The sequence below is a fragment of the Rhodococcus sp. MS16 genome, assembly GCF_013277795.1.
GTDB classification, from domain to species: domain Bacteria; phylum Actinomycetota; class Actinomycetes; order Mycobacteriales; family Mycobacteriaceae; genus Rhodococcus_F; species Rhodococcus_F globerula.
Genome location: NZ_VBTM01000010.1, coordinates 121,543 through 146,638, shown reverse-complemented (window position 1 = coordinate 146,638; position 25,096 = coordinate 121,543). Strand labels below are relative to the sequence as shown.

29 protein-coding genes are annotated in these 25,096 nt (G+C 61.8%); 16 read left to right on the top strand and 13 right to left on the bottom strand.

The genetic code is table 11. From position 1 onward, the window contains the following. Positions 1–2: 2 nt before the first annotated feature. The 4 genes from FEZ60_RS22315 to FEZ60_RS22300 all read right to left on the bottom strand — a co-directional run bounded on the left by FEZ60_RS22315 (position 3) and on the right by FEZ60_RS22300 (position 3,140). A complete protein-coding gene (locus FEZ60_RS22315; protein ID WP_172937023.1) occupies positions 3–236 on the bottom strand; it encodes a hypothetical protein in 234 nt (77 codons plus the stop codon). Further along, the gene (locus FEZ60_RS22310; RefSeq protein WP_033233432.1) at positions 233–1,375 is read right to left on the bottom strand and encodes a Rieske 2Fe-2S domain-containing protein; all 1,143 of its coding nucleotides are present in this window, start codon (positions 1,373–1,375) and stop codon (positions 233–235) included. Before FEZ60_RS22310 ends, FEZ60_RS22315 begins: the two co-directional genes overlap by 4 nt. 43 nt (positions 1,376–1,418) lie before the next feature. Next, the gene (locus tag FEZ60_RS22305) at positions 1,419–2,255 is read right to left on the bottom strand and encodes a mycofactocin-coupled SDR family oxidoreductase (RefSeq protein ID WP_045065139.1); all 837 of its coding nucleotides are present in this window, start codon (positions 2,253–2,255) and stop codon (positions 1,419–1,421) included. A 105-nt stretch (positions 2,256–2,360) separates the two neighbouring features. Beyond that, a complete protein-coding gene (locus FEZ60_RS22300; protein WP_033233839.1) occupies positions 2,361–3,140 on the bottom strand; it encodes an IclR family transcriptional regulator in 780 nt (259 codons plus the stop codon). A 216-nt stretch (positions 3,141–3,356) separates the two neighbouring features. Between FEZ60_RS22300 and FEZ60_RS22295 the strand changes: the two genes are divergently transcribed. Next, complete coding sequence (locus FEZ60_RS22295; protein ID WP_045065134.1) at positions 3,357–4,172, top strand: mycofactocin-coupled SDR family oxidoreductase; 816 nt, start codon at positions 3,357–3,359, stop codon at positions 4,170–4,172. Positions 4,173–4,178: 6 nt separating this feature from the next. Here FEZ60_RS22295 and FEZ60_RS22290 read toward each other — a convergent pair whose 3' ends face one another. Both FEZ60_RS22290 and FEZ60_RS22285 read right to left on the bottom strand, forming a co-directional pair. Further along, the gene (locus tag FEZ60_RS22290; protein WP_033233429.1) at positions 4,179–4,817 is read right to left on the bottom strand and encodes an LON peptidase substrate-binding domain-containing protein; all 639 of its coding nucleotides are present in this window, start codon (positions 4,815–4,817) and stop codon (positions 4,179–4,181) included. Then, entirely contained in the window at positions 4,817–5,293 is a 477-nt protein-coding gene (locus FEZ60_RS22285; RefSeq protein WP_033233428.1) for a DUF309 domain-containing protein, read from the bottom strand. The genes FEZ60_RS22290 and FEZ60_RS22285 overlap by 1 nt, the downstream gene beginning before the upstream one ends. A 141-nt stretch (positions 5,294–5,434) precedes the next feature. On the opposite strand from FEZ60_RS22285, the gene FEZ60_RS22280 reads away from it, so the two are divergent. After that, positions 5,435–5,779, top strand: a complete 345-nt coding sequence (locus tag FEZ60_RS22280; protein ID WP_033233427.1) for a YciI family protein — start codon at positions 5,435–5,437, stop codon at positions 5,777–5,779. A gap of 6 nt (positions 5,780–5,785) precedes the next feature. Continuing rightward, complete coding sequence (locus FEZ60_RS22275; RefSeq protein WP_172937022.1) at positions 5,786–7,027, top strand: RNA polymerase sigma factor; 1,242 nt, start codon at positions 5,786–5,788, stop codon at positions 7,025–7,027. On the opposite strand, the gene FEZ60_RS22270 is transcribed toward FEZ60_RS22275, so the two are convergent. Next, a complete protein-coding gene (locus tag FEZ60_RS22270; RefSeq protein WP_092804242.1) occupies positions 7,028–7,633 on the bottom strand; it encodes a TetR/AcrR family transcriptional regulator in 606 nt (201 codons plus the stop codon). A 140-nt stretch (positions 7,634–7,773) separates the two neighbouring features. Here FEZ60_RS22270 and FEZ60_RS22265 point away from each other — a divergent pair, with 140 nt between their 5' ends. The 3 genes from FEZ60_RS22265 (at position 7,774) to FEZ60_RS22255 (ending at position 10,475) form a co-directional block, all read left to right on the top strand. Beyond that, positions 7,774–8,919 (top strand): acyl-CoA dehydrogenase family protein, encoded by a 1,146-nt coding sequence (locus tag FEZ60_RS22265; protein ID WP_092804239.1) that lies wholly within the window; start codon positions 7,774–7,776, stop codon positions 8,917–8,919. Between the two features lie 58 nt (positions 8,920–8,977). Then, positions 8,978–9,739, top strand: coding sequence for a glucose 1-dehydrogenase (locus tag FEZ60_RS22260; protein ID WP_033233423.1), 762 nt, complete (start codon positions 8,978–8,980; stop codon positions 9,737–9,739). A gap of 97 nt (positions 9,740–9,836) precedes the next feature. Then, positions 9,837–10,475: a TetR/AcrR family transcriptional regulator gene (locus FEZ60_RS22255; RefSeq protein ID WP_045065096.1), complete on the top strand. Its 639-nt coding sequence runs from the start codon at positions 9,837–9,839 to the stop codon at positions 10,473–10,475. A 7-nt stretch (positions 10,476–10,482) separates the two neighbouring features. Here FEZ60_RS22255 and FEZ60_RS22250 read toward each other — a convergent pair whose 3' ends face one another. Further along, a complete protein-coding gene (locus FEZ60_RS22250) occupies positions 10,483–10,941 on the bottom strand; it encodes an SRPBCC family protein (RefSeq protein WP_141486748.1) in 459 nt (152 codons plus the stop codon). A gap of 90 nt (positions 10,942–11,031) precedes the next feature. Here FEZ60_RS22250 and FEZ60_RS22245 point away from each other — a divergent pair, with 90 nt between their 5' ends. Further along, positions 11,032–11,658, top strand: a complete 627-nt coding sequence (locus tag FEZ60_RS22245) for a TetR/AcrR family transcriptional regulator (RefSeq protein ID WP_045066727.1) — start codon at positions 11,032–11,034, stop codon at positions 11,656–11,658. Positions 11,659–11,672: 14 nt separating this feature from the next. Here FEZ60_RS22245 and FEZ60_RS22240 read toward each other — a convergent pair whose 3' ends face one another. Then, complete coding sequence (locus FEZ60_RS22240) at positions 11,673–12,251, bottom strand: TetR/AcrR family transcriptional regulator (protein WP_172937021.1); 579 nt, start codon at positions 12,249–12,251, stop codon at positions 11,673–11,675. Between the two features lie 33 nt (positions 12,252–12,284). On the opposite strand from FEZ60_RS22240, the gene FEZ60_RS22235 reads away from it, so the two are divergent. After that, positions 12,285–13,262: a DMT family transporter gene (locus FEZ60_RS22235; RefSeq protein WP_202026424.1), complete on the top strand. Its 978-nt coding sequence runs from the start codon at positions 12,285–12,287 to the stop codon at positions 13,260–13,262. On the opposite strand, the gene FEZ60_RS22230 is transcribed toward FEZ60_RS22235, so the two are convergent. Both FEZ60_RS22230 and FEZ60_RS22225 read right to left on the bottom strand, forming a co-directional pair. Continuing rightward, entirely contained in the window at positions 13,249–14,070 is an 822-nt protein-coding gene (locus FEZ60_RS22230) for a tyrosine-protein phosphatase (protein WP_172937020.1), read from the bottom strand. The genes FEZ60_RS22235 and FEZ60_RS22230 overlap by 14 nt on opposite strands. Before the next feature lie 32 nt (positions 14,071–14,102). Further along, positions 14,103–14,690, bottom strand: coding sequence for a TetR/AcrR family transcriptional regulator (locus FEZ60_RS22225; RefSeq protein ID WP_033233415.1), 588 nt, complete (start codon positions 14,688–14,690; stop codon positions 14,103–14,105). A gap of 94 nt (positions 14,691–14,784) precedes the next feature. Here FEZ60_RS22225 and FEZ60_RS22220 point away from each other — a divergent pair, with 94 nt between their 5' ends. The 4 genes from FEZ60_RS22220 to FEZ60_RS22205 all read left to right on the top strand — a co-directional run bounded on the left by FEZ60_RS22220 (position 14,785) and on the right by FEZ60_RS22205 (position 19,603). After that, complete coding sequence (locus FEZ60_RS22220; protein WP_172937019.1) at positions 14,785–16,563, top strand: ABC transporter ATP-binding protein; 1,779 nt, start codon at positions 14,785–14,787, stop codon at positions 16,561–16,563. A 72-nt stretch (positions 16,564–16,635) separates the two neighbouring features. After that, entirely contained in the window at positions 16,636–17,844 is a 1,209-nt protein-coding gene (locus tag FEZ60_RS22215) for an acyl-CoA dehydrogenase family protein (protein ID WP_172937018.1), read from the top strand. Then, the gene (locus FEZ60_RS22210) at positions 17,844–18,869 is read left to right on the top strand and encodes a phosphotransferase family protein (protein WP_172937017.1); all 1,026 of its coding nucleotides are present in this window, start codon (positions 17,844–17,846) and stop codon (positions 18,867–18,869) included. Before FEZ60_RS22215 ends, FEZ60_RS22210 begins: the two co-directional genes overlap by 1 nt. Next, entirely contained in the window at positions 18,866–19,603 is a 738-nt protein-coding gene (locus FEZ60_RS22205) for an SDR family NAD(P)-dependent oxidoreductase (protein ID WP_172937016.1), read from the top strand. Before FEZ60_RS22210 ends, FEZ60_RS22205 begins: the two co-directional genes overlap by 4 nt. Here the strand turns inward: FEZ60_RS22205 and FEZ60_RS22200 are convergent, their stop codons facing one another. After that, the gene (locus FEZ60_RS22200) at positions 19,604–20,149 is read right to left on the bottom strand and encodes a ribulose-1,5-bisphosphate carboxylase/oxygenase large subunit (RefSeq protein WP_092804224.1); all 546 of its coding nucleotides are present in this window, start codon (positions 20,147–20,149) and stop codon (positions 19,604–19,606) included. Between the two features lie 144 nt (positions 20,150–20,293). Between FEZ60_RS22200 and FEZ60_RS22195 the strand changes: the two genes are divergently transcribed. Genes FEZ60_RS22195 through FEZ60_RS22180 form a run of 4 tightly spaced genes read left to right on the top strand, consistent with a single transcriptional unit; the run spans position 20,294 to position 22,785 of the window. Continuing rightward, a complete protein-coding gene (locus tag FEZ60_RS22195) occupies positions 20,294–20,794 on the top strand; it encodes a methylated-DNA--[protein]-cysteine S-methyltransferase (protein ID WP_172937015.1) in 501 nt (166 codons plus the stop codon). Positions 20,795–20,837: 43 nt separating this feature from the next. Then, the gene (locus FEZ60_RS22190) at positions 20,838–21,335 is read left to right on the top strand and encodes an RNA polymerase sigma factor (protein WP_172937014.1); all 498 of its coding nucleotides are present in this window, start codon (positions 20,838–20,840) and stop codon (positions 21,333–21,335) included. Beyond that, a complete protein-coding gene (locus FEZ60_RS22185; protein ID WP_092804218.1) occupies positions 21,332–21,937 on the top strand; it encodes a methylated-DNA--[protein]-cysteine S-methyltransferase in 606 nt (201 codons plus the stop codon). Before FEZ60_RS22190 ends, FEZ60_RS22185 begins: the two co-directional genes overlap by 4 nt. Continuing rightward, complete coding sequence (locus FEZ60_RS22180) at positions 21,934–22,785, top strand: DNA-3-methyladenine glycosylase 2 family protein (protein WP_172937013.1); 852 nt, start codon at positions 21,934–21,936, stop codon at positions 22,783–22,785. Before FEZ60_RS22185 ends, FEZ60_RS22180 begins: the two co-directional genes overlap by 4 nt. Here the strand turns inward: FEZ60_RS22180 and FEZ60_RS22175 are convergent, their stop codons facing one another. Beyond that, the gene (locus FEZ60_RS22175) at positions 22,786–25,011 is read right to left on the bottom strand and encodes an MMPL family transporter (RefSeq protein WP_172937012.1); all 2,226 of its coding nucleotides are present in this window, start codon (positions 25,009–25,011) and stop codon (positions 22,786–22,788) included. Positions 25,012–25,096 lie beyond the last annotated feature (85 nt).

Genomic DNA, 25,096 nt, shown 5'->3' with positions numbered 1-25,096 from the left:
GGTCAGTCGAGGTCGCCGAACTTCCCTTCGACTGCCGCCACGTTGATCGCGTCGCGTAGCCGTGGGCAGCTGCGCATCGGGGCGATGTCATGCGTCGCGTTTGCGGGAACGCCGAGTTCAGTGCAGTGGGACAGCGTCGCCGCGTCCCACTGCACCGTTGTGTGGTGCCAACTGAACTTCTCCACCACAACCTCGGCCGAGCATGTCCCACAGGTGATCTGAACAGCCTCGCTCACTGACGTGCTGCCATGTTGTCGGCAACCTCTTGTCGCCACGACTCGACGGGACGTGTGGTGTCGAGTTCGTATTCGAAGCGGGCCACCATGTCCGGGCTGATGTCGGCGACGTCGACGTAGAACTGCTCGTACCAACGGCGAAGCTGGTACACCGGCCCGTCCTGTTCGCAGAGGAGTGGATTGTCGATGCGTGCCTTGTTCTTCCAGATCTCGACGTCCTGCTCGAAACCGGTGCTGATGAACCCGCTCATGCTCTCGGCCATACTGGTCGCGGCTTCACCGTCGAGATGCTCGGAGTTCTTGACGATCACGCCGTACGTCAAAACGAAACTGTTCTCGTCGATCGGGTAATGGCAATTGAGCAGAATCGACTCGATATCGAAGTTCTCGTAGTGATACGTCAACTCGTCGATCATGAACGACGGGCCGTAATACGCTGCCGAAGAACTATTTCCCGACAGTTTCGGTTCACCGGCCGCGGCGGGACGACGAAAATCGTCACGGCCAACGCCGTTCATGTACTGAGCCGCGACGTGGCCTTCGAAGACATTCTTGAAGTACGTCGGAAATGACTTGTGGATGTAGAAGAAATGAGCCATGTCGACGTTATTGTCGATGAGTTCGCGGCAGTTCGTGTTGACGACGATCTGCTTGAAGCCCTTCCAGTCCGTCCACTCGTCGGACAGTGCGCCGAGAATGCGCGGCGGTGCTACCTCTGGCGGCGGGGGATTGCCTTCGGGGTCGTTGTAGACGAACAGCATTCCGTCCTGATCGAGCGTCGGCCAGGAGCGAGTTTTGGCCAGCGGAGGTACACGGCGGGCGTAGGGGATTCCTGTGCATTTACCATTGCCGCCCCAACGCCAGTCATGGAATGGGCATGCTACCGAATCGCCCTTGACCTCTCCTTGCGACAGATCGCCACCCATGTGGCGGCAGTAGGCGTCCAGCACCTTCAGGTCACCACTCTCGCCGGCAAAGACGACCAGCTTGGTGCCGAAAGCGTTGATCGAGTGTGGTTTTCCGTCGTTGAATTCGCGAGAGAGGCCAAGACAGTGCCAGCCGCGAGCAAATCGGGTGGGGGCGTCGCCGGCCTGAATCTCGCGGATAGCGTCGTCTGAGTCGGGTACTGATGTTGTCATTTGTGAGGCTCCTTTGGTCGAATACTGTTCGAGCGATGCGTGATCAGCCGGTGACGCGGGCAGCGTTACCGGCGTCGACCGGCATGACTGTTCCGCTGATGTGGGCGCTGCCCTCGGCAGCGAAAAAGAGCACCGCGCGCGTGACCTCGAAGGGATCAAGCCAGGCAACAGGCTGGCTGTGCAGTGACCGGAAGATGGGTTCCACATCGTCGGCGGTGGGGGATTCGAGGTCGGGGCGCATGTGCCGATAGAGCTTGTCGTTGTGGATCATGGGAGTGCTGATATTCCCTGGCGCAACAACATTGACGGTGATTCCGTGCTGCGCGAGATCGAGCGCGGAACTCTTGCTCAGCCCGATGACGCCCCACTTGGACGCGACGTAGGCTGCGGTGTTTGTCGCACCTTGGCGGCCGAGCATCGACGAGATGGTGATGATCCGGCCGTATCCGCGTTCGATCATCCCCGGTGCTACGGCGCCGATGGTATTGAACACCCCGGTGAGATTGCTTCCGATTGTTTCGTCCCACAGCGCTGTCGAGGTTGCTTGGACGGCACCCATTGCGGACACTCCGGCGTTGGCGACAGCGATGTCGATACGGCCGAATTCTGAGATTCCCTGCGCTACCGCGCTGTCCATCGCAGCTCGATCAGCCACATCGGCCCGTACGATCAGCGCGCGGCGTCCGGTCTTCTCGATCAGCCGTGCGGTTTCGTCCAGGTCCTCGACAGTTGCCATGGGGTATGTGACGGTCTCACGATTTTCGCACCGATCGACAATGACGACGTCGGCGCCTCGCTCGGCAAAAGACACTGCGTGAGAACGTCCTTGGCCTCGTGCGGCTCCGGTGATCAGTGCAACTTTGCCTTCGAATTCGTCCACGGTGATTCCTCTCGTCCTCTTGGGCAGTTAGTGCCGTACTCGAATCAGTAAGCCAAAGGCTCTGTATGGACAGTCGGTGCATCTCGACTATCGAGATGGAGCAGGTCAAACGGCTGCTGCTAGGTCGTCGGCGGCCTTCCTGACCAGTGGCGTGACTCGGTCGAGATGAACCTTCTCAGCCTCGCCCGCGACACACAGTGACACCACCGCGCCGTCGGGAGTTCTTATCGCGCAACCCAAGCTGGAGATTCTTCCGGAACCGAACCCCGGGACCCTCCCGGTCGATTGATAGGCGATGCCGTGCGACGTACGAATACGTGCAAGTTCGGCGTGCAGGGCATCCAATTCTCGAGGGTCGTCGGAAGGTACAGCCGCAAGGTTTCTCTCGATCATCGGATCGACTTCTTCCGGGGAAAGCAGAGCCAGCATGGAACGCCCACCCGCGCCGCGGTGCGCGGGAAATCGTGCACCGACGCGTGAGCGCAACGCGGCGGCGAGCGGTCCACCCATCTTGTCCAGAAAGTACTCGTGTCCACCGTGGAGAACACCGAGATGAATCACCATGCCGGTGCGCAGATAGAGCTCGCGAATGATGTCGTTGGCCGCAATACGCACATGCGCTTGCGCCACTTCCGGGCCGACCGTGCCCAGCGCCCGAGGGCCGAGGCGGTACGCACGATCGTGTCGCATGAGCCAATCCAGTTCGACCATCTCCAGGAGAATCCGGTGGGTAGTCGATCGCGGCAAACCGGTCCGCAGTGCCAGTTCTTCGAGGTTGAGCCGCTCGTGCGGTGAGGTGTATGCATCGACAATCGACGTCACGCGAGCCAACATGGATTCTCGGGTAGCTCGCCTGACCTTGGAGGTTGTGACCGTTCCATTCACGACTTTGGTGTCCTCAACTGCGTCGGAGGCAGGGAGTATCCCGCCACTCGCTGACAACAGTGGCGGTGATGCAGGACACATTCAAACGTCAGTCCCGGTGTTCGGAAGTCGAGTGCGAGGTGCGGCGCAGAGGACGTCGTCTCGACTTCCTTTCCCGCTCCCGTTGTCCGGGAGTCGACGACCTCGCCCCGTCGCAGTCGCATTACCGTCCGTGGAATGACACAACTGTTGGCAGGCAAGGTCGTTTTCATCACCGGAGCAGCGCGGGGTCAGGGCCGCAATCATGCGATTCGACTCGCTCAGGAAGGTGCCGACGTCATCGCCGTCGACGTGTGCGCGTCCGTCTCCGAGGATGTGGGTTACGCAGCTGCAACCGAGGCCGACCTCGAAGAAACGGCGCGCCTCGTTCGAGCCGAGGGGCGCGAGATCGTCACCGCGGTAGCGGATGTGCGTGACCTCGAGGCTCTGCGCGCGGCAGTGGCGTCAGGCGTCGAGAAGTTCGGTCGCCTCGACGTCGTGATCGCGAATGCCGGTATCGCAACGTGGAATCGGTTCTGGGAGATGCCGGAAGAGCAGTGGTCGACGCTGGTGGACATCAATCTCAATGGTGTCTGGCGCACGATGGCTGCTGCGGTTCCCGCGATGATCGAGGCGGGCAACGGTGGTTCCATTGTGCTTGTCAGCAGCGCTGCCGGCGTCGCCGAAGCGCCCGGTTGTGCGCACTACTCGGCGGCCAAGCACGGCCTCGTGGGCTTGGCCCGCACTGCAGCAACGGAATTGGGTAGCTTCGACATTAGAGTCAACAGCATTCACCCCGGCGCAGTGGAGACCGAGATGGGCAACGATCCCAACGTCGGCAAGGTGCTCACAACGCATCCCGAGTACATGAATTCCTACAAGTGGCCCCTCACCTCCGTTCCGCGCACGACGGTCGAGGACATCTCCAATGCGGTGGTCTACCTCGCGACAGATCTCTCCCGCGCAGTCACCGGAACGAAGATCGTCATCGATATGGGTCAGACCATGGCGTAATCGCACTCAGAGCAGATTGAACTGCGCCACCTCGATGGTGTTTTCGACTGCTTCGGACAGTGTGCGGATACGTTCGTCGGCGCCTGGCGCGGTCAATATCGCCAGGCGGTCGGCGTCGCCCATCGGAATGCTGCGGGCCAGGGCGTACAGCCGCGAACCCAACGGATCCAATGCAGACGGTGGGGCAGGCATTCGTGGAGTCTGTTCCCCGGCCCGCAGCGCAAGCTTTCCCAACATTCCGTACATGAACTCGATGCGCTCGAGCAAAGAGTCGTATTCGTAGGCGGTGACCGGTGTTCCGTTGTTCTCGTCCGGCCATAATTCGACCTCCGCAAGCGGATAAGGATCGTCCGGTAGCCACTGTTTGACGCGAATTCGGTCTTCCGTCCGGCAGTACAACTGATACCGCCCGGCACCCATCTCGACATGGGATTCTATGCGTGCCAATGTGCCGACATCGTGGCGTGATTCCCCTCCGCCCACCTCGTGACCTCGAGCGATGAGGACAACTCCGAACAGTGGACCGTCAGCGGCCGCGAGAACGTTCTCGACCAGCGCCCGGTACCGGGGCTCGAAGATGTTGAGCGGCAGCAATTCACCCGGTAGCAATGCGGAGCCGAGCGGGAACATCGGGAAGATAGGCATCAGGGAATTCTCAACCTCGGAATCGGAGGGGCGGGGAAATCTCCGGGCCGATCGATCTCTGCGATCAAATGCTCGGACCATGTCAGTAAACCTGCAATGTCGAGGTCGTGGGGACTTTCGATCTCGTAGTGCCTGATCCGATCGTGCCCTTGAGTCAGCAGCGATACCGCGCCGGTGGTGTTGCCGCGCAGCAAGTGCGTGAGCCCGACGGCAAGTTGGGCCATTCCCTGCCACAGGTCGCGCTCCTCGGCGGGTGCGTTTTTCCACGTTCCTTCGAGAATTTCGTGTGCATGAAAGGGCATCCCGTGATCGAGGAGGCGTTGTGCCTCGGTGATCGCCTCGTCCGGCGGTAAACGCACGTCGTCCGGAATTCGGGGAACACCTTCGGTGGAATCGCGGGACAGTGGGCGCCCGAGACCGTCGCGCGGGCGTGCGTTGAGTGGCTTTCCGCCGACATCGCGGTCGCGTTCGGACATAAACTTCAGCCTAGCGGCAGCTCGTCGGAGTGCCTGCCAAAAGTTTTTTCGCGTCGTCTGTCGATTTGAGGAAGAACCGTTCGTCGTCATGTTGTAAGGCAAGAAAGCCGGAAGCGAAACAACAGACCAGGGAGTTCAGCCATGAAGTACATGTTGCTCATCTACACCGCACCCGGCGGAGACACCGAACCTCAGTGCACGATGGAGGACTGGGAGATCTACGACAAGGAAATGAAGGACGCCGGCATCTGGGTGTCCGGCGATGCCCTCGCCGACCTGACCACCACGACGACGGTTCGGGTCTCGCCGTCCGGGGAAAAGACCGTCACCGACGGGCCGTTTGCCGAAACCCGCGAGATCCTCGGCGGCTACGACGTCATCGACGTTCCTGATTTGGATGCTGCCCTGGCCTGGGCCGCGCGGTGCCCCGGCGCCCGTGACGGTGGCAGCGTCGAGGTGCGTCCGCTGGCCGGGTTCGGGGACTGATTCGCCTTGGACGAGCAGGCTGAGAACTCGGTCGAGTCCGTGTTCCGGGAGGAACGTGGACGACTCTTGGCCTCGCTCGTCCGCCGTTTCGGTGATCTGGATCTGGCCGAAGAGGTCACCTCCGAAGCCGTCGAGGCTGCGTTGGTGCATTGGCCGGTGGACGGAGTGCCCGCAAAACCCGGCGCGTGGCTGCTGACCACGGCGCGTCGCAAAGCCGTCGACAGGCTTCGGCGTGATCAGGCCTATGCGGCGCGATTGGCCGTGATGCAGGTGGACGCCGATCGCGCCGACCCTGCGCCGCCCGTGGTCGACGGGGAACTTCCCGACGAGCGGTTGCAGCTCTTCTTCACCTGCTCACATCCCGCACTCGCGGAAGATGACCGGATCGCCCTCACCTTGCGTTGCCTCGGCGGGTTGACGACGCCTGAAGTTGCCCGCGCCTTCCTGGTGCCTTCGGCGACGATGGCGCAGCGGATAGTGCGCGCGAAGAAGAAGATCCGTCAGGCTCGGATTCCCTTCCGAACTCCCAGCGCCGAAGAACTCCCGGAGCGTCTTCCGGGTGTTCTGCAGGTGATCTATTCGGTGTTCACCGAGGGGTACGCCGCCAGCTCGGGTCCGGATCTGCAACGTATCGACTTGGCGGTTGAGGCGATCAGGCTGGCGAGGATCTTGCGCGGGTTGCTTCCCGATGAGCGCGAGATTGCGGGACTGCTGGCGTTGATGCTGCTCGTCCACGCGCGTCGGGATGCCCGCACCGATTCGAGCGGCGCGATTGTGTTGTTGGAAGACCAGGATCGTGCGTGCTGGGATACACCGATGATCGAGGAAGGCAGCGACCTCGTTGTCGTTGCGTTGACTGGGGGATCGCCCGGTCCGTACGGAGTGCAGGCGGCGATTGCCGCGTTGCACGACGAGGCTGCGGATCTGGAGAGCACCGACTGGCCGCAGATCTGCGCGCTGTACGGAGTACTCCTCACGCTGACGCCTTCGCCCGTCGTGGCCGTGAATCGCGCTGTGGCGCTGGCGATGCGCGACGGAGAGGAGGCGGGATTGATTGCTCTGGATGAGCTGTCCGCGGAGCCCAAACTTGCCGACTATCACCCGTATCACCTCGCGCGCGCCGAACTACTCGCGCGGTTGGGGCGCACCGATGCCGCAGTGTCTGCGTACCAACGTGCGCTGAATCTGGTTGGTACCGAACCGGAGCGGGCCTACTTGGAGCGTCGGCTCGGGGAGATAGTGGAGTAGCTACTTCGCGCTCGCGCCGACCATCCGTAAGGCCAAGTCTCCGTACAGCTTTCCGATATCTTCCGGATCCGTGTAGTTGCCGGCCGGGAACCAGCGGCACACGTCGACGCACAGGGACATCAGTGCGAGCGTGACACCTTCTGCGTCGGGGATCGTGAAATCGCCTGACTGCACTCCGGCGTTGACGACTTCCCTGACCACTCGCGTCGTGCTGCGGCGAAGCGCGACGACAGTCCGGTAGTGCTCGGGGGTGAGTGCGGTGAGTTCGTATTGGACGACGCGCGCGAGTGAATGGTGCCCGGCCTGCCAACTGGCGAAGGTGCCGACCAGTTCACGCAGGCGAACCGCCGGTTCTTCACCCGGTCGGTCAGCGCTCTCGACAACCTTCAACGCTTCGGTGTGGCCTTCGTAGCTGATCGCGAAAAGCAGCTCTTCTTTCGAGCGGTAGTGCGGATACATGGCGGCGGGACTCATGTCGAGGCGCGCGGCGATGTCACGGGTAGTGGTGCCGCCGTACCCGGCGGACGCAAACGCGTCGACGGCGGCAGCACGGATGCGGGCTGCAGCTTTGGAGGGGCTGATCACCACGTCAGGTGAATCGCTCACAGTTCCTCCAGGTGTCACAGATGTCGGATGTTGACAATATCGCGCTCTCGAACCACTATAAGCAAGTGCTTAGATTCTAAGCATGCGCTTAGATTGGTCGTCACGTGCGGGAACGCCGCACCGAAAGGAAGCAACTCCTCATGCGTCGCACTCTGTACGGACCCGATCACGAGGCGTTTCGCGAATCGGCTCGCGAATTCGTCAACCGGAACATCCTTCCGGTCGCAGAGAAGCTGATCGATCAGCGCTTCATCGACCGCGAGATCTGGCTCGAAGCAGGACGCAACGGCTTCCTCGGTCTCGAGGTCCCGGAGGCGTACGGCGGAAGCGAAGCCGGTGACTACCGCTTCAACGCGGTGCTGGCAGAAGAACTCTCGCGCGCAAGTGCAGCGGTTGCTTCGAGTTTCGGCATCCACGCCGACGTTGTTGCTCCCTACCTCGTTCAGCTCACCACCGAAGAGCAGAAGCAGCGTTGGCTGCCCAAGTTCTGCACCGGCGAAATGCTGACCGCAATCGGCATGACCGAGCCCTCCGGCGGATCCGACCTCGCCTCGCTCAAGACCACGGCGGTCAAGGACGGCGACGACTGGATCATCAACGGCTCCAAGACCTTCATCACCAACGGCTACAACGCTGATCTCGTGATCGTCGCAGCCCGCACCAGCCCCGAGAAGAAGTCCAAGGGCATCACCCTCTTTGCCGTCGAAACCGGCATGGACGGTTTCGAGCGCGGACGCAAGCTCGACAAGGTCGGCCAGCACGAGTCCGATACTGCTGAACTGTTCTTCGAGAACGTTCGCGTGCCGTCCGCCAACATCATCGGCGAGATCGACCGCGGCTTCATCCACATGATGGAAATGCTGCCGCAGGAACGCGTCGGCGCTGCAGTGTCCAACATTGCGCACGCTGCTCCGATTCTCGAGGAGACGCTGCAATATGCCAAGGACCGCAAGGCTTTCGGTCAGCCCATCGGCTCGCTGCAGTGGAACAAATTCCTGCTCGCAGATTTGGTGACCCGCGTCGAGGTTACCCAGGCTTACGTCGACAACTGCGTCGCCGCCCATGCGGCCGGCGAGCTGACCGCCATCGACGCAGCCAAGGCAAAGTGGTGGACCGCGCAGGTACAGAACGAGGTCCTCGATCACTGCGTCCAACTGCACGGTGGCTACGGCTATATGACCGAGTACCGGGCTGCTCGCGCCTGGATGGACGCTCGCGTCACCAAGATCTGGGCCGGATCCAACGAAATCATGAAGGAACTCATCGGCCGCGACCTCGGCCTGTAGTTTCGACCGCAAGCGCTATTTCCTCCCGAGCCCTTCGACCACAGGAGCATCACCGCGTATGTCTGTTCTCGACAAGTTCTCTCTGACAGATCGAGTTGTCATCGTGACCGGTGCGTCGTCGGGTCTCGGGGTGGCATTTGCAAAAGCCGCAGCTGAGGCGGGAGCCGACGTCGTGCTGGCAGCCAGGCGCGTCGACAAGCTCGAAGACACCGCCAAGCTCGTGCGTGATGCAGGCCGTGAAGCGTTGTGTGTGGCCACCGACATTGTCGATCCGGCACAGGCCCAGCACATGGTCGACGCAGCTATGGAGAAGTTCGGTCGCGTGGACGTACTCGTCAACAACGCCGGCGTCGGAACCGCGGTTCCGGCAACCCGTGAAACTCCCGACGAGTTTCGTTCCGTCATCGACATCAATCTCAACGGTTCGTACTGGGCTGCGCAGGCGTGCGGTCGAGTGATGCTGCCGGGCAGTTCCATCGTCAATATCTCCAGCATTCTCGGGTTGACCACGGCGGGACTGCCGCAGGCCGCCTACGCAGCCAGCAAAGCCGGCATCGTCGGATTGACCCGCGACCTGGCTCAGCAGTGGGGAACCCGCAAGGGCATCCGTGTCAATGCCATCGCGCCGGGATTCTTCAAGTCGGAAATGACCGACCAATACAACGACGGCTACCTCGAATCGATGGCTCCCCGCTTGATCATGGGTCGAATGGGAGATCCGGAAGAACTCGCGGCAACCATGGTGTGGCTGGCCTCCCCGGCCGGCGGATACGTCACCGGCCAGACCATTGCCGTCGACGGCGGGATCACGATCACCTGACGTCGATGACGGGAGGTCATCCCGTTTGCCGTATAAGTAGCAGGTGACTTCAAACGCCGACCCCTCGGAGAACTGGGAAGACCGTCCGCCGCCGTCCATGGCTGCAACGGAGCTTTTACGTGACCTCCCGGTGACGGCACGCGGGGTCCGGACCAGGGCTTCTCTGGTTGCGGCAGCCCGAACGGTGTTCGAGCGAGCGGGGTACCTCGACGCCCGGCTGACTGACATCACGAAGGAAGCGAACTGCTCCACGGGCACGTTCTACACGTACTTCGACAACAAAGAGCAGATCTTTGCCGCTGTCCTCGAAGTCGCGCAGGAAGACATGCTGCACCCCGGCATGGGTCGCGTCCGCGACGCGGACAACCCTTACGCTGTGCTCGAGTCGAGCAACCGCGCGTACCTGATTGCCTTCCAACGCAATGCCAAATTGATGGGTCTGCTCGAGCAGGTGGCACAGATCGATCCGGCCTTCGCGAAACTACGACGCGATCGTGGTGCAACCTTCATCACGCGCAATGCAAAAGCCATCGAGCGGTTGCAGACGGAAGGAAAGGCCGACACGTCGCTGGATCCGTTGTTGGCGTCGCGGGCACTCTCGTCGATGGTGAGTCGCTTCGCCTACAGCGTGTTCGTGTCTGAGGAACCGGGCTCAGACGGCAAGCCGGTGCCCTTCGAAGAAGTGGTCAAGACCGCTACCCAGATTTGGGCCAACGCGCTCCGATTGCAGCGGTAGCAGCGGCTCAGCGGGTTCCGCGTGCGAACTCCGCTTCGAGATTCTGGCGCAGAGTTTCCTCACTGTTGCGGACTGCGTTCTCGATGAACGGCCCGACCACGAGGCCTAGGGCTTTGCCCGTCAGGCCGTCGGGCAGCTTGTAGGCAAAATCGACCGCCAACTCGGTTTTGGTGTCGTCTACCCGTGTGAATTCCCAGGTAGACGAATTGGCGACATCTCCCAGTGACGAGAGTGTGATGATGCGGTCTTTCTCCCACTCGGTGATTTCGAGCTTCGAGCGCACGGTGCTCGGACCAATTTGGATTGCGGCGTCGAATGTTGCGCCCAGACCTTGATCGAACTCGCCGTCGGGGTAGAACTCGGAGACGCCGTACATCCAGTTCACGACATTCCGGTAGTCGTCTATGTAGGCAAACGCGACGTCAACGGGTACGGCGGCAACCGCGGAATGGCGAACGTGGATCATGACTGGTCCCTTGTTTATCGGTGGACATCGACTGTAACCAATGACGGTGACATGTTCGGTGTCGGCGCAAGTGGATCTACGGTAACGGTTATGACAAACGAGCCTGCTATGCCCGAATCCTGGCGACACTACGAAGACCTGGGTCTGTCCAAGCCTCTCGCGGCGGCACTGGAAGCGTTTGTCGAGCAGGGGTACCACGGGGCCTCGATTCGGGACATCGCAGCGCGAGCGGGGCTCTCGGTGCCAGGTCTGTACCACCACTATCCGTCGAAGCAGGCCTTGCTCGTCGGCTTGACCACGGTGGTGATGGGCGAGTTGCTCGAACGCAGTCGTGCCGCCGAGATCGAAGCCGGCCCAGATCCGTCGGATCGCTTCGACGCGGTGATCGAATCATTGTTGCGGTTCCACATGTTTCGACGGGAGCAGTCGTTCATCGCGTCTTCGGAGCTTCGGAGTATGGAACCGGAGGGTCGGGCTAGCTACATCGCTCAGCGTGACGAACAGCAGAAGCAGGTCGACCGGATCATTCTCGACGGAGTTCGAGCGGGTGAGTTCGACGCCGAGTATCCAGTGGACGCGAGTCGGGCCGTCGTGACGATGTGCGTGGCGGTGGCGCAGTGGTATCGGCCGGATGGTGAATTGTCGCCGGAGGAGTTGGTGGAGCGGTATTTGGGGATTGCGAGGTGCACGGTGGGGGCGAAGCGGGTGGGGATGTAGCGGGACTTCGGCGATCACCTGGAGTTCTTCAGCAATTCGAGGGCCGCGTCCCGGCCGACGCCGAAGGGGTCGGTGCCTATACCGATCCCGTCTGCGACGAGGGCACCTTCGTGAAGCAGCATGAGGGACTCGACGAGGCGTTCGTCGGAGTGCCCTTCCGTCGCCAGGATTCGCCGAAAAAGGTTCATCATCTCCTGCTTCTGTTCGGCGATAACGGCAAACACCTGATGCGAACGATCACTGAACTCGGCGTGCGCGTTGATCATGCTGCACCCCTTGCCTCCGCTCGCTTTGGACCAGGAAGCGGAAGCATCGAACACCGCACTCAACTGTTCGGCGCGAGTGTCTCCGGCTGATGCCAGCTTCTTGTCGCGAAAGGCTCGCCACCGCCGATCTCGGTCCTTCAGATATTCCACGACGAGACCGTCCTTCGAGCCGAACCGCTCGTACAGAGTCTTCTTAGTGACCCCGGCGTCCAGTGCGACGGTATCCACACCTACGGCGTGAATCCCCTGTTCGTAGAACAACTTCGACGCCGACTCCAGGATGCGACGCGCTTTCGGAGTCAACTCGGGTACGGATTCCTCTGCCATGGCCAAGAGTATACCGATCTGTATAGTCGAGGTATGAGTAAACAGATCGGTATACCTCGGATCGCGATCCCGAGATCTGCCGTGACGGCTACCTTGTCGGTCTTGTTCGTCGCGTGCTGGAGTTCGGGATTTATCGGAGCCAAACTCGGCGCGGGCAGCGCCGAGATCCCCACGGTGCTGATGTGGCGGTTCCTCCCGCTCGCCGCAGTACTCGTCCCGATTGTCTGGTTGTCCGCCCGGCGCCTGAACACGATGCCGGCCCCGCGGACTCTCGGCAGGCAGGTGGTGATCGGGATGCTCTCCCAGAGCGGATACCTGTTGTCTGTGTACTGGGCAGTCGATCTCGGCGTGAACACCGGAACAACTGCACTGATCGACGGTATTCAGCCGCTGGTGGCAGCCGCGCTGCTCGGCCCGGTCCTCGGTGTCGCAGTGCCGCGCACACAGTGGGTCGGGTTGGTGATCGGGCTGGGCGGCGTCGCGATGGTCACCGCCGCCGACGCCGGAGCCGGTACAGCGGCGCCGTGGTGGTCGTACGCGATCCCGTTCCTGGGGATGCTCTGCCTGGTCGCATCCACCTTCGTCGAACAACGTGCTCCCACGTCCACGCCGCCACTGCAGGCTCTGGCTATCCACTGCTCAACCAGCGCAATAGTTTTCACGGCTCTAGCGGTCGCTTCCGGAAATGCCGTACCGCCGAGTGTCAACACATTCTGGATCGCATTGCTCTGGTTGATCGTGCTGTCCACCTTCGGTGGTTACGGCCTGTACTGGTTGTTGCTCCGTCGGGTCGGCATTACGTCCGTCAATACGTTGATGTTCTTGATCGCTCCCGTCACCGCGGTCTGGGGTGCGCTGATGTTCGGGGAATCCTTCACTCCGTACACCGCGCTCGGCTTGGCGGTGGGCATCCTCGCCGTCGTCGTGGTCACCCGGGTGGGCAATCGCCCGAAGGCGCGGGACGAGGGCGAAGATGCCTGGCCGGTCAGGGTCCCGATCACGTCGCGCTGATGAAGCCAGATCGGGATGTGAACCGCTCGCGGAGCGCGGTGAGTTGCTCTGCGGTGAGCTTGAGTCCGTTGAGTGCGTAGTCCTCGACGGTGCCGAAGAGTGTGCGCATCTCGTCGAGGGCGGCGTCGAAGTAGCTGTCACGGACGCCGAGGAGGGGGCGGAGCAGTTCGGCGTCGACGCCTTTGCTTGCGGCGAAGTCGAGTATCGGTTCCGTCATGGGTGCCAGATCGGTGTTCGTCTGCAGGTAGTCGGCGCGTACATCTGCTTCGTCGGCGCCGAGCAGGAGCAGGAAGGAGGTTGCGGCCCACCCGGTGCGATCCTTGCCGGTGGTGCAGTGGAAAAGTGCTGCCCCGGTGCGTTTTTCGTCGATGAGGTCGAGGTAGAACGTGCGGTAGGCGTCGAGCGCCGATGGCAGGGTGACGAAGTTGCGGTTCGCTTCCTCCATCTGCGCGATCCCACGCCCGTCACTGATCGTCTCGGCGTACGCGGCCGGGTCCGTCATGAGTAGTCCGGTGGCCGCGGCGTTCTGGGCATTGTCGGCGAGTACGTCGAGCCAGACCGTCCGTGTCGAGTCGGGGAGATTGTCGAGTGCGCCGTCGCGCTCGGCGGCGGTCCTCAGGTCGTACACAGTCCGGATGTCCAAGCGGGCGACCGCGGCAACGTCGTCGCCGTCGAGTTTCGCGAGCGTCGCCGAGCGGTAGAGTGCGCCCGGACTGACGGTGCCACCTGCAACGGGAATGCCGCCGAGGTCGCGGAAGTTCGGGGCGGTTTTCAGGAGAACGCGACGATCGAGCGGGTGAGTTGGCATGGCTGACTCCTTTGGGTTCGGGCGGTGACGGCCTAGCCCGCGGGATCGGGCGTAATTCCGCGACGGAGACTGCGAACCGTCAGATCCAACGCTTGCAGTCGGGTGCCTGCGCCACGATTGACGTAGTCCATGGATGTGTAGAGCAGCGACCACAGCAGGTTCTGTACCCAGTCCGAACTCATGTCGGGATCGATGGAACCGTCGGAGTGTCCACGTTCGATGGCGTCGCTGACTCCGCTGTCGTTGGATGCGGATTCGGCAAAGGAATCTTCTTGATACACACCGGGTGTGAAGAACAGGACCGTCAGGAGGTCGGCCAGTTCGAAGTACTCGTGGCACAGGCGAACCAGTGCTTCGGCACCGGTGCCATCGCCGAGTCTCGCCGCTGCGCCAGCTTTGTCGACGGCGTGGGTGGCCTCTGACGCGACAGCTTCGACCAGGTCTGACCGTTCGGGAAAGTAGCGGTGCAGGGTGGTCCGGCCGACTTTTGCGGCCGATGCGATTTCGCTGAGCGTCGCGGCGGGTTTGGATGCGAACACTGAAATGGCGGCATCGAGGATGGCCTTGCGAGTGCGCTCGCGGGTTGCGCTTTGTTCTGGTGCGCTGTGGATCGTTGTCACGAATTCGAAGCGTAGCCGTGTCCGGTTTCGGTATCCAGTCTTTCCGTATCGGAATTCCCTTGCCCTTTTTGGAACATTCGTGTTCCATAAATTCATGCTCGAATCTGACGCTCGCAAACCCACGCCGAAATGGAGCAATCTCCGCGTTCTCGCCGAGTTCGCTCGCCCGCACCTGCCGTCGCTCCTGCTCGGGTTGGTCTTGGCCCTGTGTGGCTCAGCGGCGACGCTGGCGACGCCGATGGTCACCAAGTGGGTTCTCGACACACTCGACACCGGCGCTTCGCTGCAAGGGCCGATCCTGACACTGGTCGTCCTTCTCGTGGTGGGCGCAGTGCTCGGCTGCGCTCAATGGATCGTGCTCGGCACTGCCGCCGAGAAGGTCGTGTTCGACGCCAGGTCCTCACTGGTCCGGCGGTTTCTGGCTGCGACCGTGCCGTCGTTGCAATCGCGGTCGGTGGGCGAGTTGGTCACCCGAGTCACGTCGGACACCCTGCTGTTGCGTGAGGCCGCGTCGTCGGCCGCGGTGAACATTCTCAATGCGGCCGCCCTGACCATCGGAACGATTGTTCTGATGGGTGTCCTCGATCTGCCGTTGCTGGGCGTGACCATGGTGGCAATCGTGTTCGCCTCCATCCTCTTTGCCGTTCTGATGCCCCGGATTTCCGCAGCGGAGGCTCGAACCCAGGAATCGCTCGGCAAGCTCGGTGGAGTTCTCGAAGGTGGTTTGCGAGCAATCCGGACGGTCAAGGTGTCACTCGCGGAGGATCGAGTCGGCGCTCTCGTGACGAACAATGCGGCCGATGCAAAAAAGCATGCAGTCACAGCGGTTCGAGTATCCGCGACCGCATGGACTGTCGCGTGGACCGCCATTCAAGGGTCGATCATTGCCATCTTGGGGTTCGGTGCCTGGCGCGTCGCCGACGGTGAAATGGCAGTCTCCACACTCATCGCTTTTCTGCTCTACGCCTTCACACTGATGGGTCCGGTCTCGGAGCTTGCGCAGAACGTCACCTCTGTTCAGTCGGGAATCGCGGCAGCCATCAGGATTCGAGAGATGCAGTCGCTGCCTACGGAGACGCATGACGTCGCCTTGGGAGTTGTCCAGAAAACCGACCCGGTCGCGCCGTTGATCGAATTGCGCAACGTCACGGTCAGCTACCACGGCTCGACCGAGCCCGCGCTGAGCGACGTCTCGCTGGTCATCCCGCAGCGGGGACATATGGCGATCGTCGGACCGTCGGGTGCCGGAAAGACCACGTTGCTCTCGACCGTGCTGCGATTTGTCGAACCAGGAGCCGGTGAGGTTCTTCTGCACGGAGTCGGATACAACGCGCTCGATCACCGAGCAGTGCGCGAAAGCCTGGCGTATGTCGAGCAGGAGACGCCGGTGGTGCCGGGAACGATCCGAGAGAACGTGGTCTTCAGTCATCCCGACGCGACCGATGACGAGGTGCAGGCAGTACTGCGTCTGCTCCGGCTCGACGACGCGATCGAGGCCCTGCCGAACGGACTCGACACCGCATTGACGGCCACGTCGCTGTCCGGCGGCCAACGTCAGCGGATCGCGATGGCACGTGCAGTTCTGCGGCCGAGTGCGTTGCTCCTGCTCGACGAAGCCACTGCCCAGGTCGACACGCTCACCGAGGCCGCGATAGTCGATGCGATCAACGAGCGTGCGCGCACCGGGGCTGTGGTGACGATCGCTCATCGACTCTCGACCGTGCGCGACGCAGACTGGATCGTGGTCATGGAAGCCGGCCGGATTCGCAACATCGGCAACCACGACGAGCTCATGAACAAGGACGACCTGTACCGGGACATGGTGGTTGCCGGTCGGCTCGATCATTCCGAGGCATTGCTCGAAGATTGTTGACCCGGTGAGTCGGCATGTGCGAGAGTGCTGGTACCGAACGATCGCTCGGTCGGTCTTACTTGGAGGTGGATGGTGGCAATCGATCTGACGTATGCGCCGGAGGTGACCGCGCTGATCGAGAAGACGCGCGCCTTCACTCTGGATGTCGTTCTCCCGATCGAGGACAAGCATGGCGGCGACATTGCTGTTGCAGGCGGTGACGCAACTCGTATCGAGATGCAGACCGCGGCAAAGGCTGCAGGCGTCTTCGCTCCCCATGCGCCGATCGAATACGGCGGGCACGGGCTCAACATGAGTGATCGTGCGCCGGTATTCGAGGAGGCCGGCTACTCACTGTTCGGTCCGACCGCACTGAACATCGCCGCCCCGGACGAGGGCAACGTCCACATGCTGGCCCACGTGGCAAACGCGGCGCAGAAGGAACAGTTCCTCGCGCCGCTCGCCCGCGGTGACCAGCGTTCGGCTTTTGCGATGACAGAACCAGCGCCCGGTGCCGGATCCGATCCGTCGGCCCTCAACACCCGCGCCGAGAAGGCTCCGGGTGGCTGGAAGATCAACGGCAAGAAGTGGTTCATCACGGGCGCTGACGGCGCAGGCTTCTTCATCATCATGGCGCGCACGTCGGGTGAACCCGGCCAACGTGGCGGTGCCACAATGTTTCTCGCGCCGGCAGAGTCCCCGGGATTGATCGTCGGTCGTCATATCGGAACCCTCGACAAGTCCATGATCGGTGGCCACTGCGAGGTCACTTTCGAAGATCTCTTTGTCCCCGACGAGGCTGTTCTGGGCGAGGTCGACCAGGGCTTCGCCTACGCACAGGTGCGTCTCGGCCCCGCCCGCATGACACACGTGATGCGGTGGCTGGGCGCCGCGCGTCGTGGGCACGACATCGCCGTGGCCCGGGTGGCGGAGCGTGAAGGATTCGGTTCCAAGCTCGGTGACCTCGGGATGATCCAGAAGATGATCGCGGACAACGAAATCGACATCGCGGCCACTCGCGCGCTGCTGGTTCAAGCGTGCTGGGAGCTGGATCAGGGTGGACATGCAAGCAACTCCACGTCGATCGCAAAAACGTATGCAGCGGAGGCGATCTTCCGTATCGTCGATCGGTCCATCCAGATGTGCGGCGGTATCGGGGTGTCCGACGACTTGCCTCTCGCACGCCTGTCCCGCGAGGTCCGCCCGTTCCGCGTGTACGACGGACCGTCCGAGGTTCATCGGTGGGCAATCGCGAAGCGAGTTGTGGGCGCGGCACGTCGAGCTGCTCGAGACGGTGCGTGATGACTGAGTTTCCCGGTCTCGACCTGGTTGCCCTGCGGAAGTACCTGCTCGACTCGGACGTCGCGGTAACCGGCGATCTCCGTGCGAAACTGATCTCCGGCGGCAAGTCCAACCTCACCTACGGGATCTACGACGACGCATCGAGTTGGATTGTGCGCCGCCCTCCGACTGCGGGATTGACGCCGTCGGCGCATGACGTGGCGCGCGAATTCCGCATCACGTCGGCACTGCAGAACACTGCGGTGCCGGTGGCTCCCACCGTCGCCCTGTGTGAGGACGCGTCGGTGATGGGTGCGACGTTCACGGTCGTCGAGTTCATCGAAGGTCAGGTGATCCGGACGAAGTCGGAACTGGATGCTCTTCCGGCAGAACAGGTCACGGCCTGCGTTGATGAATTGGTGCGTGTACTTGCGGCGCTGCACGATGTCGACTACAAGGCCGTCGGCCTCGGAGAATTGGGGCGTCCCGACGGGTACGTCGCCCGGCAGGTGAAATTGTGGGCCGGTCAGTGGTCGCGGGTGAAGGTCGAGGATTCTGCGGACGTCGACCGCTTGGCTTCTGCGCTCTCGGAACTTATTCCGGAGAATTCCGAGTCGTCGATCGTCCACGGTGACTACCGGATCGACAACACGATCCTCGCTGCCGACGATGTCACGAAGGTCGCGGCAGTAGTGGACTGGGAATTGTCCACTCTCGGTGACCCTTTGGCCGACATCGCCATGATGTGCGTGTATCGCCATTCCGCGTTGGACCTGGTTCTCGGGGAGCCGGCAGCCTGGACCAGTTCGTCATTGCCGTCTGTTGTCGATCTGGCCCAAAGCTATTCGCGCGTCTCGGGTCGGGATCTCGGCAACTGGAACTTCTACATGGCACTTGGATTCTTCAAGCTGGCCGTTGTCGCCCAGGGGATCGATCATCGTTTCCGGGCCGGCGCGACAGTCGGTGGTGGTTTCGAGAGTGCGGGAACTGCTGTACCCGAACTGATCTCGGCGGGGCTGAACGCGTTGAACGGGAAGTTCGCGTGAGTGCGTCGGCGCTCGTCACAGGCGCGTCCAAAGGCATCGGGCTGGGCATTGCGACGCGTCTCGCGACGCTCGGATACGGATTGACTATCACGGCGCGAGACAGTGAGAAACTCGACGCAGTTGCCGAGGAACTGCGCCGCGCCGGTTCGCCCGACGTTCTGGTGTTGGCCGGTGACATGGCGGACGAGAAATTGTCGGCGGAATTGGTTGCCGCCCACGGTGATCGATTCGGTTCGATGCGTGCACTCATTCTCAACGCTGGTGTGGGAACCAGTGGGCGGATCGCGGACTACCCCATGAAGCGCTTCGACAAGACGCTCGCAGTGAATCTGCGGACGCCGTTGGCGCTGCTTCAGGCGTCGTTGCCGTTCCTGCGCCTGGCAGCGGATGCACATCCGAGTGGCGGAGCAAAGGTTGTTGCGCTGGCATCAATTGCCGGGGTGTACGCCGAAAGCGGTTTGGGTGTTTACGGTGCGACCAAAGCGGCGTTAATCTCGATGATCGAGGCGCTCAACGCCGAAGAATCGGGAAACGGCATCAGCGGCACGGCAATTGCTCCGGGATACGTCGACACCGACATGTCGGCGTGGACGCACGATCGGATTACGCCGGAATCGATGATCAAAGTCGACGACATCGTCGAACTGGTCGACGGTTTGCTACGTTTGTCCGCCAGGGCAGTGGTCCCCAAGATCGTGATGACCCGAGCCGGTACCGAAGGCTACGGGGCCTGATCAACCCGGCCGATTCTCGCCACGTTTGCGGAAGAAGTGGAACCCGGGAACACCGACGATCGCCTGTTTCAGGTCTTTGACGACCCCCAGGAGTTCGTGGACTTCGGGGGAGACCGAGTCCAAGGTGGCGAGAATCGGCAGGACGGCAGTGACCCGCTCGGTGAGTTCGGGGAGCTTGTCGATCAGCGTGATGGCGGCAGTGACTTCGGATTCGCTGAGATCATCCGCAAACCTGGCAGCTAACGGAGCCAGTTGAACTGCGATGGGTTCGTACAGTTCGAGAAGTTGCTGCGCGATGTCCGATGTTTGCTCGACGGCTTCGATCAACGTCTCGGCGCGAACAGTGACGGAAGCTGCGCCGACTACGACGCGGTCTGCGTTCTCGGCTATCTGGCTGATTCGCGCAACCAGTCTCTCGACGCTCACCAACAGCGCCTCGAGGCGGGCAGGGAGCGTGAGCGCGAAAACGACCGTAGACAGCGACCAGTGCACCACATCGCTGACGGAGTGGACCAGGCTGGAACGTCCCGGCAAAACTAGAGCCATCACTCGATACTGCCTGATAATGGTCGGAAGTGCAGGCATTTCTCACATTCCTGTGAGTCGGGGCGTCTTCGAGATATGAGTAGCTCAGGCGCTGGCGTTCCCACATCGTGGCCGTCGCTACTCGATACCTGGAAGGATCGAGACATGGCGGTTAACCGTACCCACACAGTGATCGAGTCGCCGATCGGGCCGTTGACACTGGTCGCGACGGCAAACGGCTTGTGCGGTCTCTACATGGCAGAGCATCGTCACAAGCCGAACGAGTCGACTTTCGGGGAGAGTTCACCCGCGAATTTCGGTGCTGTCCGGGAACAGTTGGACGAGTATTTTTCCGGAGGGCGAACCGAGTTCTCGTTGCCGTTGGATCCGTCGGGCACGGAGTTTCAGCAACGAGTGTGGGATGCGCTGCGGACAATTCCCTACGGGCAGACGTGGTCCTATATGGACCTCGCGCAAACCCTTGGCAACCCTCTGGCGATTCGTGCTGTCGCGGCGGCAAACGGTAAGAATCCGATCAGCATCATCGTGCCGTGCCATCGCGTGGTCGGTAGTGACGGGAGCCTGACGGGCTTTGCGGGCGGTCTCGACCGCAAGCGTTTTCTACTCGAGCAGGAGTCCGGCGGAATCTCGGACGTGCTGTTCTGATGGAACGAACTCACATATCTCGTGATGCGAGCGTTTACCGATCGTGGCACTGAAACCATTCGAGAACGTCGTGACAGAGCACGGGGCGGTGGTGCTTCGGGTGTGCCGCGCTGTGGTCGGTCCGGTCGATGCGGAGGACGCATGGTCCGAGACCTTCCTGGCGGCAATGCGTGCCTATCCGGACCTGGATCCCGGCGCGAATGTCGAGGCATGGCTCGTGACCATTGCGCACCGCAAAGCCATCGACATCGTGCGAGTACGAGGGCGCGTCGCGATTCCCACCGACGACCTTCCGGAATTGCCGACGCGTATCGGCCTTCCGGGAACCTGGAATCACGAACTCTGGGATGCACTCGAACAACTGCCGTTCAAGCAGCGAGCGTCGGTGGCGTACCACTTCCTGGGCGGGCTGCCGTACGCGGAGATCGCCGAGATTCTGGGCAGTACTCCGTCCGCCGCGAGGAAGGCCGGCTCCGACGGTATTGCGTCCCTGCGAAAAACATACTTAACCAACACCGTTCCGGAAGGGAGCCGATCATGACTACCGAAGCTGATGTGTTCGGCGCACTCCCGGCGTCCGACCCGGAAGCGCTGGCGCGACTACACTCACGGCTGGCTGATGCCGCTGCGGCGGCGCAGTTGATCGATGTTGCCTATCGGATCGTTGATTCGCCGATCGGGAAATTGCTCCTCGCTGCAACGGACGTCGGATTGGTGCGGGTGGCGTTTGCCGTCGAGGGGCACGACGTCGTGCTTGGACGGCTGGCCGATACTGTCAGTCCGCGTGTCCTGCATCATCCGCGCAGGCTCGACGCCGTTGCCCGGGAGCTGGACGAGTACTTTGCCGGCGCCCGAAGGGAATTCGACCTGGATTTGGATTTCCAGCTGGCAAAGGGATTTCGGCGTGAAGTGCTGCGCCACCTTCCGGAGATCGAATACGGCCACACCGCAAGCTATTCGACGGTCGCCGCGGCGTCGGGTAGCCCGCGTGCAGTGCGGGCGGTGGGCACGGCGTGTGCGAAGAATCCATTGCCGTTGGTGGTGCCATGTCACAGAGTTGTCCGAAGTGACGGAAGCCTGGGCCAGTACGCGGGCGGCCCGGAGCTCAAGGCCGTACTGCTGGACCTGGAATCGCGGCAATGAACAAGGCTGCGACGCTGACTCTTCCGTTCATGCCGCCGTATGCGACGGAGCCGTTGATCGGCGCGTTGAAGGCCCATGCGGTAGCCGGATTGGAACGTCACGACGACGGGGTTCATGTGCGCGTCGTGCCGTTGCCGACCGGTCCCGTGATCGTGTCGGTGTCATGGCACGACGATTGTGTGTCGGTGAGCGCGGACAGGGACACGGACGCTGCTCAGCTCGAGTCGGTTGTACGGCGGTGGCTCGATCTCGACGGCGATCATCGTGTGTGGGAGGCGGTGCTGGCGTCGGACAAGACGCTGGCTCCGCTGATCTCGGCCCGGCCAGGTTTACGTGTGCTCGGTAGCGTCGACGGTTTCGAGACTGCGGTGCTGACTGTTCTGGGGCAGCAGGTTTCGCTGGGGGCGGCGCGAACATTTGGTGGACGGTTTGTCGGAGAGTTCGGACTGCCCGTGAATCACGAGTTCTCGGCCTTCCCATCGGCGGAGTCTGTAGCGGCCAGTTCCCCGGACGCGATACAGAAAGCTGTCGGATTGACCAGTGCGCGTGCACGAACGGTGCACGCCTTGGCGATTGCCGCTGCCGAGTATCTTGATCTCGGCTGGGATGCCGACCCAGTGCGATTTCGTGCTGATCTTCTAGCTCTGCCAGGAATCGGGCCGTGGACTGCCGACTATCTCACCGTGAGGATCCTCGGAGATCGGGACGCGTTTGTGCCGGATGATCTGGTTCTCAAACGCGCGTTGGGTGTGTCGTCCGGCAAGGAAGCTGCGGCATTGTCGGAGCAATGGCGACCGTGGCGCGCTTACGCGTTGTTTCATCTGTGGACGAAAGAAGCTTTTCTCTAGTCAGTCTTTCGAGGTCGCCAGGCTGGATGGCCACCAGATTTTCTTGCCGATGTCATGGGACAGAGCGGGAACCAGGACGCTGCGCACTATGATCGTGTCCAGCAGCACGCCGAACGCAACGGCAAAACCGATCTCGGCCAAGAAGACCAGTGGAAGAATTCCCAGGACGGCAAACGTTGCCGCCAACACGATCCCGGCCGAAGTGATGACGCCGCCGGTGACGGCAAGTCCGCGCAATACACCTGCGCGAGTGCCGAATTCACCCGTTTCCTCGCGAACACGGGTCATCAGGAAGATGTTGTAGTCGATGCCCAGCGCTACGAGGAAGACAAACGCGTAGAGCGGGAACGACTGGTCTGCGCCTGCAAAACCGAAGACGTGAGTGAAGAAGAAGCCGCTGACGCCCAAGGTGGCTGCAAACGAAAGGACCACCGTTGCAATCAGAATTACGGGAATGACCAGCGCGCGAAGCAGTAGCGCAAGAACAACGAAGATAACCGCAAGCACGATGGGGATGATGAGATTGCGGTCGCGCACAGACGCTGCTTGAACGTCGAGTGTGGTTGCGGTGCTGCCGCCCACAAGAGCGTCGGCGCCTGGAACTGCGTGTACAGCGGTCCGGAGACGCTTGATCGTCTCGAGTGCCTGTGGCGAGTCGTATGAATCGACAAGCATCGCGTTGATCATGGTGCGACCGTTGATCGGCGGGGCAGTGAAGCCTGGTGGGGCACAGCCGGCGGCCGCTGCCTGGGCGACGGCCGCTGGATTGGTCTTGATCAATTCGCTGACCTTCGCCACGTCGACTTGCGTGCATACGGACCCGGCGTCCTGGGATATACCCTCGACAGCGCTTGCCGCCATGATGACCGCATCGGACTGATCCGCGTTCGCAGTGATGACGGCCGGGGCACCGGCTCCCGGGTCGAACGCGGAATCGTAGAGTTCTTGCCCGACAACGGCGTCCGGAGTGTTGGTGAAGTTCTGGGCCGCGGTCAGCCCATCGGTTTTCAGGCTTCCGATTCCGGCCGCGAACAACACGATGAGCAGGATCGACGCGCCGATCCACAACGAGCGATCCTTATTGCCGACAGTTGTCGCGATCTTGCCCCACATGCCGTGCGTCGCAAGATCTGCGGCGTGATCGACGCGTGGAGTTCGGGGCCAGAACACCCAGCGGCCGACCACCGCCAGTGCAACCGGCATGAACGTCATCATCACCAGATACGTGCAGGCAATCCCGATCGCGGCCACCGGGCCGAGGCTCTTGTTGGAGTTCAACTGCGAGAAGGTCAGGCAGAGCAGTCCGAGAACGACAGTGACAGCCGATGCTGTGATCGCGGGCGCTGATTCACGCCACGCCCGGATCATCGCGTCGAATCGATTGGGGTAGCTGTGAAGTTCTTCGCGGTAACGCGAAATGAGCAGCAGCGCATAGTCGGTGCCCGCACCGATCACGAGTACGAACAAGATTCCTTGAGATTGACCGGTCAAGGTCAGGATCTCGGCCTTCGCGAGGAAGTAGATCACCATCGACGACAAGCCGATTGCCAGGAGCGCCGAGAACAGCGGGAAGAACCACAGCACCGGCGATCTGTAGACCACTAGAAGAATCAGGATGACAACGAGTAAGGCGGCGCCGAGGAGCGCACTGTCCAAGCCGGCAAAAGCGTCGATGAAGGCCACCAGGAGCCCGCCAGGACCTGCCGGTAGTACTTCCATGTCGCCGGCAGCCTGCTCGGCCGCGTCGAGGACTTTCTGTTCGGTTGCCGCCAGCTCCTCACCGGACACCGCGGCGCCATCGTCCTTGGCGATCAGCGGAACGAAAATGGATGCAATGGTGCCGTCGGCGGAGAATTGAGTTGGCTGCATCCCGTCGGCATCGACGCCGGGTACTCGGGAAATGGCTTGACGTGCAGATTCGACAGCAGCTTTGTCCGCATCGGTCAGCGCGGAATCCCGATGGAATACAACAAAACCAGGAATGGTCTCCACCGGAAGGAATTTCGCGGATTCATTTGCGACGACGGTGGACTCTGCCGAACTCGGAAGATACGACGAGTTGTCGTTCTTCTGAACCTCCGCGAGTTTGCTCTGGAACGAACCGCCGAAACCGCCCGCGACAAAGGCGAAGATCGCCAATGCGATCACCGTGAAGATCGGCAGGCGAAAGGCTCTGATCGCTCTGCCGTCGTTCTTTTCCGCGTCAGTGGAATCCAGTTTGGTCATCGTTCTCCTGGGGGCACATGAGGCCGTCACCGATAAAACAACATTTTCAGTAGAACACGCGAGCAAGCCGGGTGGAACTACCGCA

Coding starts and splice junctions, on each gene's coding strand:
- FEZ60_RS22285 (WP_033233428.1), bottom strand. CDS start 5,293: ATGTCCGAACGCGACCGCGATGTCGGCGGAAAGCCACTCAACGCACGC.
- FEZ60_RS22250 (WP_141486748.1), bottom strand. CDS start 10,941: ATGATCCACGTTCGCCATTCCGCGGTTGCCGCCGTACCCGTTGACGTC.
- FEZ60_RS22175 (WP_172937012.1), bottom strand. CDS start 25,011: ATGACCAAACTGGATTCCACTGACGCGGAAAAGAACGACGGCAGAGCG.
- FEZ60_RS22245 (WP_045066727.1), top strand. CDS start 11,032: ATGACAAACGAGCCTGCTATGCCCGAATCCTGGCGACACTACGAAGAC.
- FEZ60_RS22220 (WP_172937019.1), top strand. CDS start 14,785: ATGCTCGAATCTGACGCTCGCAAACCCACGCCGAAATGGAGCAATCTC.
- FEZ60_RS22240 (WP_172937021.1), bottom strand. CDS start 12,251: ATGGCAGAGGAATCCGTACCCGAGTTGACTCCGAAAGCGCGTCGCATC.
- FEZ60_RS22295 (WP_045065134.1), top strand. CDS start 3,357: ATGACACAACTGTTGGCAGGCAAGGTCGTTTTCATCACCGGAGCAGCG.
- FEZ60_RS22265 (WP_092804239.1), top strand. CDS start 7,774: ATGCGTCGCACTCTGTACGGACCCGATCACGAGGCGTTTCGCGAATCG.
- FEZ60_RS22185 (WP_092804218.1), top strand. CDS start 21,332: ATGACTACCGAAGCTGATGTGTTCGGCGCACTCCCGGCGTCCGACCCG.
- FEZ60_RS22210 (WP_172937017.1), top strand. CDS start 17,844: ATGACTGAGTTTCCCGGTCTCGACCTGGTTGCCCTGCGGAAGTACCTG.
- FEZ60_RS22235 (WP_202026424.1), top strand. CDS start 12,285: ATGAGTAAACAGATCGGTATACCTCGGATCGCGATCCCGAGATCTGCC.
- FEZ60_RS22260 (WP_033233423.1), top strand. CDS start 8,978: ATGTCTGTTCTCGACAAGTTCTCTCTGACAGATCGAGTTGTCATCGTG.
- FEZ60_RS22310 (WP_033233432.1), bottom strand. CDS start 1,375: ATGACAACATCAGTACCCGACTCAGACGACGCTATCCGCGAGATTCAG.
- FEZ60_RS22280 (WP_033233427.1), top strand. CDS start 5,435: ATGAAGTACATGTTGCTCATCTACACCGCACCCGGCGGAGACACCGAA.
- FEZ60_RS22195 (WP_172937015.1), top strand. CDS start 20,294: ATGGCGGTTAACCGTACCCACACAGTGATCGAGTCGCCGATCGGGCCG.
- FEZ60_RS22290 (WP_033233429.1), bottom strand. CDS start 4,817: ATGCCTATCTTCCCGATGTTCCCGCTCGGCTCCGCATTGCTACCGGGT.
- FEZ60_RS22255 (WP_045065096.1), top strand. CDS start 9,837: ATGGCTGCAACGGAGCTTTTACGTGACCTCCCGGTGACGGCACGCGGG.
- FEZ60_RS22200 (WP_092804224.1), bottom strand. CDS start 20,149: ATGGCTCTAGTTTTGCCGGGACGTTCCAGCCTGGTCCACTCCGTCAGC.
- FEZ60_RS22230 (WP_172937020.1), bottom strand. CDS start 14,070: ATGCCAACTCACCCGCTCGATCGTCGCGTTCTCCTGAAAACCGCCCCG.
- FEZ60_RS22180 (WP_172937013.1), top strand. CDS start 21,934: ATGAACAAGGCTGCGACGCTGACTCTTCCGTTCATGCCGCCGTATGCG.